This is a genomic window from Mycobacterium sp. (assembly GCF_049585075.1).
Lineage (GTDB): Bacteria > Actinomycetota > Actinomycetes > Mycobacteriales > Mycobacteriaceae > Mycobacterium.
Window position 1 is genome coordinate 1 of sequence record NZ_JBAUZA010000361.1, and the last position, 4,855, is coordinate 4,855.

The 4,855-nt window shown below is 67.3% G+C and carries 6 protein-coding genes and 1 pseudogene; all 7 read left to right on the plus strand.

What is annotated here, in order from left to right; all coding sequences use genetic code 11:
* Nucleotides 1-444 (plus strand): annotated as a pseudogene (locus WB785_RS16910) (ATP-dependent zinc metalloprotease FtsH); the annotation flags it as partial.
* 15 nt (nucleotides 445-459) lie between these two features.
* Nucleotides 460-1,077: a GTP cyclohydrolase I FolE gene (gene folE / locus WB785_RS16915; RefSeq protein WP_424080463.1), complete on the plus strand. Its 618-nt coding sequence runs from the start codon at nucleotides 460-462 to the stop codon at nucleotides 1,075-1,077.
* A 20-nt stretch (nucleotides 1,078-1,097) separates the two neighbouring features.
* Nucleotides 1,098-1,916, plus strand: coding sequence for a dihydropteroate synthase (gene folP, locus WB785_RS16920; RefSeq protein ID WP_424080468.1), 819 nt, complete (start codon nucleotides 1,098-1,100; stop codon nucleotides 1,914-1,916).
* On the plus strand, nucleotides 1,909-2,310 hold the full coding sequence (gene folB / locus WB785_RS16925; protein ID WP_424080464.1) for a dihydroneopterin aldolase: 402 nt from the start codon (nucleotides 1,909-1,911) through the stop codon (nucleotides 2,308-2,310). The genes folP and folB overlap by 8 nt, the downstream gene beginning before the upstream one ends.
* A gap of 49 nt (nucleotides 2,311-2,359) precedes the next feature.
* Nucleotides 2,360-2,908, plus strand: coding sequence for a 2-amino-4-hydroxy-6-hydroxymethyldihydropteridine diphosphokinase (folK, locus tag WB785_RS16930; RefSeq protein ID WP_424080465.1), 549 nt, complete (start codon nucleotides 2,360-2,362; stop codon nucleotides 2,906-2,908).
* Nucleotides 2,908-3,384, plus strand: a complete 477-nt coding sequence (locus tag WB785_RS16935) for a DUF3180 domain-containing protein (RefSeq protein WP_424080466.1) — start codon at nucleotides 2,908-2,910, stop codon at nucleotides 3,382-3,384. The genes folK and WB785_RS16935 overlap by 1 nt, the downstream gene beginning before the upstream one ends.
* Before the next feature lie 88 nt (nucleotides 3,385-3,472).
* On the plus strand, nucleotides 3,473-4,855 hold a 1,383-nt coding region (locus WB785_RS16940; protein WP_424080467.1), incomplete at its 3' end, for a DUF6779 domain-containing protein.

Here is a 4,855-nt window from a genome sequence, read left to right on the forward strand (position 1 = left end):
GGCGAGCCGTGGCCCAAGCCATCGCCCGAACCTGCCTTCAAGGCCGCCATCGCGGCGGCGGCACGGGATGCGGCGCAGGCCGAGGCCGATCGAGGCACCAACGGCGCCAACGGTTCTCACGGTGCACCCGGGGCCCCCGTCGGAGTTCCAGGCTCTGCATCGCAGCACTCGACGCAACCGGACTACGGTGCACCGGCGGGCTGGCACGCGCCCGTTTGGCCACCGCCGCAGCACGCCCAACAGCCGCCCGGCTACTGGTACCCGCCGCCATCCCCGCCGCCGCCACCACCACACTGGCCGCAGCCACCGCACAACTACGCGGGTTCGCATGCTCAGCCCTATCCGCCGTATCCGCCGCCTGGTGCACCCGCACCGGAGTCCGGCCAACCTGTCGACCCCCCCGGCAGCGACCCGAGCCCGTCCAACCCGTCGGCGCACGGCTGAACGAACGGGGCACCCATGGCTTTAGAGGCACAGCCGAATTCCCGAATCGCAACTCTGAGCACCCCAGTCTTTGACCAGGCGCGTGCCGAGGCCGCGGTCCGCGAACTGCTGTATGCGCTTGGAGAAGACCCGGATCGACACGGTCTGATGGACACGCCCGCTCGCGTCGCCCGCAGTTACCGGGAGATGTTCGCCGGGCTCTACACCGATCCCGATGCCGTGCTGGACACCACCTTCGACGAGCAGCACGACGAGTTGGTGATGATCAACCAGATCCCGCTTTACTCCACCTGCGAACACCATTTGGTGGCGTTTCACGGTGTGGCGCACGTGGGGTACATTCCCGGTCGCGACGGCCGGGTCACCGGATTGTCCAAGATTGCGCGGCTAGTCGACCTGTACGCAAAGCGGCCCCAGGTGCAGGAGCGGCTGACCGCCCAGATCGCCGATGCCCTGATGCGCAAACTCGATCCTCGCGGGGTCATCGTCGTGATCGAAGCCGAACACCTGTGCATGTCAATGCGGGGTGTCCGTAAGCCCGGAGCTGTTACCACGACGTCGGCGGTGCGTGGACAATTCAAGTCCGACAACGCATCTCGAGCTGAGGCGCTCGAACTCATCTTGCGCAAGTGAGCACCACGCGGGTCAAAGTCATGGGGGTGGTGAACGTCACCGACGACTCGTTCTCGGATGGCGGGCATTACCTGGACGCTGACCGCGCCGTTGAGCACGGGCTGGCGTTGGTCGCTGACGGCGCGGCGATCATCGACGTCGGCGGAGAGTCGACCCGGCCCGGCGCGGTCCGAATCGACCCTGCGGTGGAGACTGCCCGCGTCGTGCCTGTCGTCAAAGAGTTGGCGTCACAAGGCATCACGGTCAGCATCGACACCATGCACGCCGGCGTGGCACGGGCGGCCCTGGAAAATGGCGCCCAAATGGTCAATGACGTGTCGGGCGGACGCGCCGATGCGGGCATGGCCGGTCTGCTCGTCGAGGCCGGGGTGCCTTGGGTCTTGATGCACTGGCGATCGGTATCGGCCGACCGTCCGCACGGGGTACCCCGCTACCGCGATGTGGTGGCCGAAGTGCGCGCCGAGCTGCTCGCCAGCGTCGACGAGGCGGTTGCCGCGGGCGTTGAACCGGACAAGCTGATCATCGATCCCGGTCTTGGGTTCGCCAAGACCGGCCAACATAATTGGGCGTTGCTGCACGCGTTGCCCGAGCTGGTGGCCTCCGGTGTACCGGTTCTGGTCGGGGCGTCGCGGAAACGGTTTCTTGGGTCGTTGTTGGCTGGTCCCGATGGTGCGGTGCGGCCACCCGGCGGGCGGGAAACAGCTACTGCGGTGGTGTCGGCGTTGTCGGCGCTGCACGGTGTCTGGGGGGTGCGGGTGCACGATGTACGGGCCTCGGTCGATGCGTTGCGCGTCGTCGACGCGTGGACACAAGCGGGGGCGGTCGGATCTGATGGCTGACCGAATTGAGCTGCGCGGCTTGACAGTTCGCGGCAGACACGGGGTGTTCGACCATGAGCGCGCCGACGGTCAAGATTTCGTCGTCGACATCACGGTCTGGATCGACCTAGTCGACGCCGCGGCCAGTGACGACTTGGCAGACACCTACGACTACGGCGTTCTGGCTGATCGGGCTGCCGCTGTCATCGCCGGGCCGCCCCGTAAGTTAATCGAGACGGTCGCTGGGGAGATCGCCGAAGACGTGATGAAAGACCGGCGGGTCCACGCCGTCGAGGTGACGCTGCACAAGCCACAGGCTCCGATTCCGCAGACCTTCGGCGATGTGGCTGTGGTGGCCCGACGGTCGCGGCGTGGGGGCCGGGGATCGGTAGTTCCAGCGGGAGGGAGCGTATGACGCGCGCCGGCGACGATACAGAGTCTTGCGATGAGGAGGAGCGGCGCCAATGACGCAGGTGGTGCTGTCGATCGGATCCAACATCGGTGACCGGTTGGCCCGGCTGCAATCGGTGCTAGACCGGCTGGGCGACGCGGTGCGAGCGGTCTCTCCGGTTTATGAGACCGCGGCATGGGGCGGTGTCGAGCAGGGCCCGTTTCTCAACGCGGTGGTGATCGCCGAGGACACGAGGCTCGACGGACATGGTTGGTTGCGCTGCGCCCAGGAGATGGAGCAGGCGGCCGATCGAGTTCGCGGACAGCGTTGGGGCCCACGCACTCTCGATGTGGATTTGATCAGCTGCCACGAGATATCGCCGGCCGGAGATACCGAAATGGTGTCGTTGGACGATGGTCTGACGTTGCCGCACCCGCTGGCTCATCTGCGGGCCTTTGTGATGATTCCTTGGCTGGCAGTCGACCCGGCCGCGGAGCTGACGGTGGCCGGCGGAAAGCAGTCCGTCGCAAAGTTGCTCGCCCAGCTGGATGCGGCCGACCGCGCCGGTGTGCAGCTGACCGGACTGGTGCTCCAACCGCGAGGCGAAGACACCGAAACCTGATGGGGCCGACCAAGAAACGTGATTTGACGGCTGCGGTGATCGGCACTGCGGTGGCTGGATACCTGCTGGTCATGTTGCTCTACCGATGGTTTCCGCCGATTACCATCTGGACGGGTCTGTCACTGGGTGTCGTCGGCGTCGCCGAGGCCGTGTGGGGGCGTTATGTCCGGACCAAGATCAGCGACGGCGAGATCGGTGACGGCCCCGGCTGGCTGCATCCACTGTCGGTGGCTCGCAGCCTGGTCATCGCCAAAGCCTCCGCATGGGTGGGCGCGTTGGCGCTGGGTTGGTGGGTCGGCGTCCTGGTGTACTTGTTGCCGCGGCGGTCGTGGCTGAGGGTGGCTGGCGAAGACACTGCCGGCACGGCGGTAGCGGCCGTCAGCGCGCTGGCTTTGGTGGTTGCTGCGCTGTGGCTGCAACATTGCTGCAAGTCGCCACAGGATCCAACTGAGCACGGCGAGGGTCCGGAAAATTAGCCCAGCTCGGTGATGGGCGATTAGTCCAGGTAAGAATCGCCGGAGAGCGGCGACACGCTCTGTGACCTCGGGCCGGTACAGTCGGGCCATGACCGATCTGTCCCGCGGCGCCCGGGTTCGGCGCGGCGGCCGCAGACCGGGTTGGGTACTGCTCACGGCGTTGCTGGTGCTCGCAATCGGCGCCAGTTCTGCGCTGGTTTTCACCAACCGGGTGGAGCTTCTCAAGCTCGCCGTGATCCTGGCTCTGTGGGCTGCCGTCGTCGCTGCTTTCGTGTCGGTGATCTACCGTCGCCAAAGCGACGTCGATCAGGCCCGTGCGCGCGACCTGAAGCTGGTTTACGACTTGCAACTGGACCGCGAAATCTCGGCCCGCCGCGAGTACGAACTGACCGTGGAGTCTCAGCTGCGTCGCGAGCTGGCCAGCGAATTGCGCGCTCACTCTGCTGATGAGGTCTCGGCGTTGCGGGCCGAATTGGCCGCGCTGCGCACCAATCTGGAGATCTTGTTCGACGCCGAACTCAGCGAGCGGCCGGCACTGGAGACCGAGCGCAGGACTGTGCGCGGCTACAGCGACTGGGATCGGGAACACGAAAGCGCTCGCGAGCGGGTCAATCGCGTCACCTCGGTGCGTGCCGAAGAGCCTCGGCGGGTGGACGACAGCTCGATCATCGACGTGCCGGAGGAACCGCTGGTCCCGCCGCCGCGCCATCCGGCCGCGGACAGTTACCAGCCGGCGGCGTACGACTACCAGCCCGCCGCTCAGGAGGCCTCCAGGGCAAACCGCGCCGCCGATCCGTATGAGATGGCAGAAGCCGACCAGGGCACACATCGGCGCCGCGGTGAGCAAGCTGCGCAAGCCCAGCGGGACGAGCCGACGCCGCCGACAGGTTGGGCCCCGCCGGTGAACAGGGACGAGCGGCAGCCTGAGGGTCGTGGCTGGGCTCGACCGGAGCAAACGTCGGAGGCCAACGGGTGGGCCGCGACGTCGGTTGGACAGCACGAACCCCAACCCGCACGCCGTTCCCACCGGCGGCAGGAGGCGCCGTTGCACCCCGAGCCGCGGTTTGTACCCCCACCGGCGCCGCCCGGACCACCACCTGAGCAGCAGCGGCCCGAGTGGTCGACCCCTGCCGAGGGGCGGCGCCGTGAAGAAACGCCGGTCGGTTGGCAACCGGTCAGCTCAGAAGGCGAATGGCTGCCTCCAGGAGCACCTGGCAGCAACTGGACTACCGAATCGGCCGAAAGCACCGGCGACGGGCCGTGGAAGTACGACAATGCCCCGTCCCGCGACAACGATCCGCTGCCGACTGCGCCGCCGGTTCAGCGCCGGGGCAGGCATTCCAGCGCCACCGCGCCGGCCGCCCAGACCGGCGAATCCGAGGCCGGGCGAGAGCCCGCACCGCGCGCGCGGTCACGTCATTCCGCGGAGTACTCCGACTACGACATTGGCGGATCCCCGCCACCCCCGACG

Bases quoted from the DNA above. Each gene is read 5' to 3' on its own strand.
- folK (WP_424080465.1), top strand. From the start codon at position 2,360: ATGACGCAGGTGGTGCTGTCGATCGGATCCAACATCGGTGACCGGTTG.
- WB785_RS16935 (WP_424080466.1), top strand. From the start codon at position 2,908: ATGGGGCCGACCAAGAAACGTGATTTGACGGCTGCGGTGATCGGCACT.
- folP (WP_424080468.1), top strand. From the start codon at position 1,098: ATGGGGGTGGTGAACGTCACCGACGACTCGTTCTCGGATGGCGGGCAT.
- folE (WP_424080463.1), top strand. From the start codon at position 460: ATGGCTTTAGAGGCACAGCCGAATTCCCGAATCGCAACTCTGAGCACC.
- folB (WP_424080464.1), top strand. From the start codon at position 1,909: ATGGCTGACCGAATTGAGCTGCGCGGCTTGACAGTTCGCGGCAGACAC.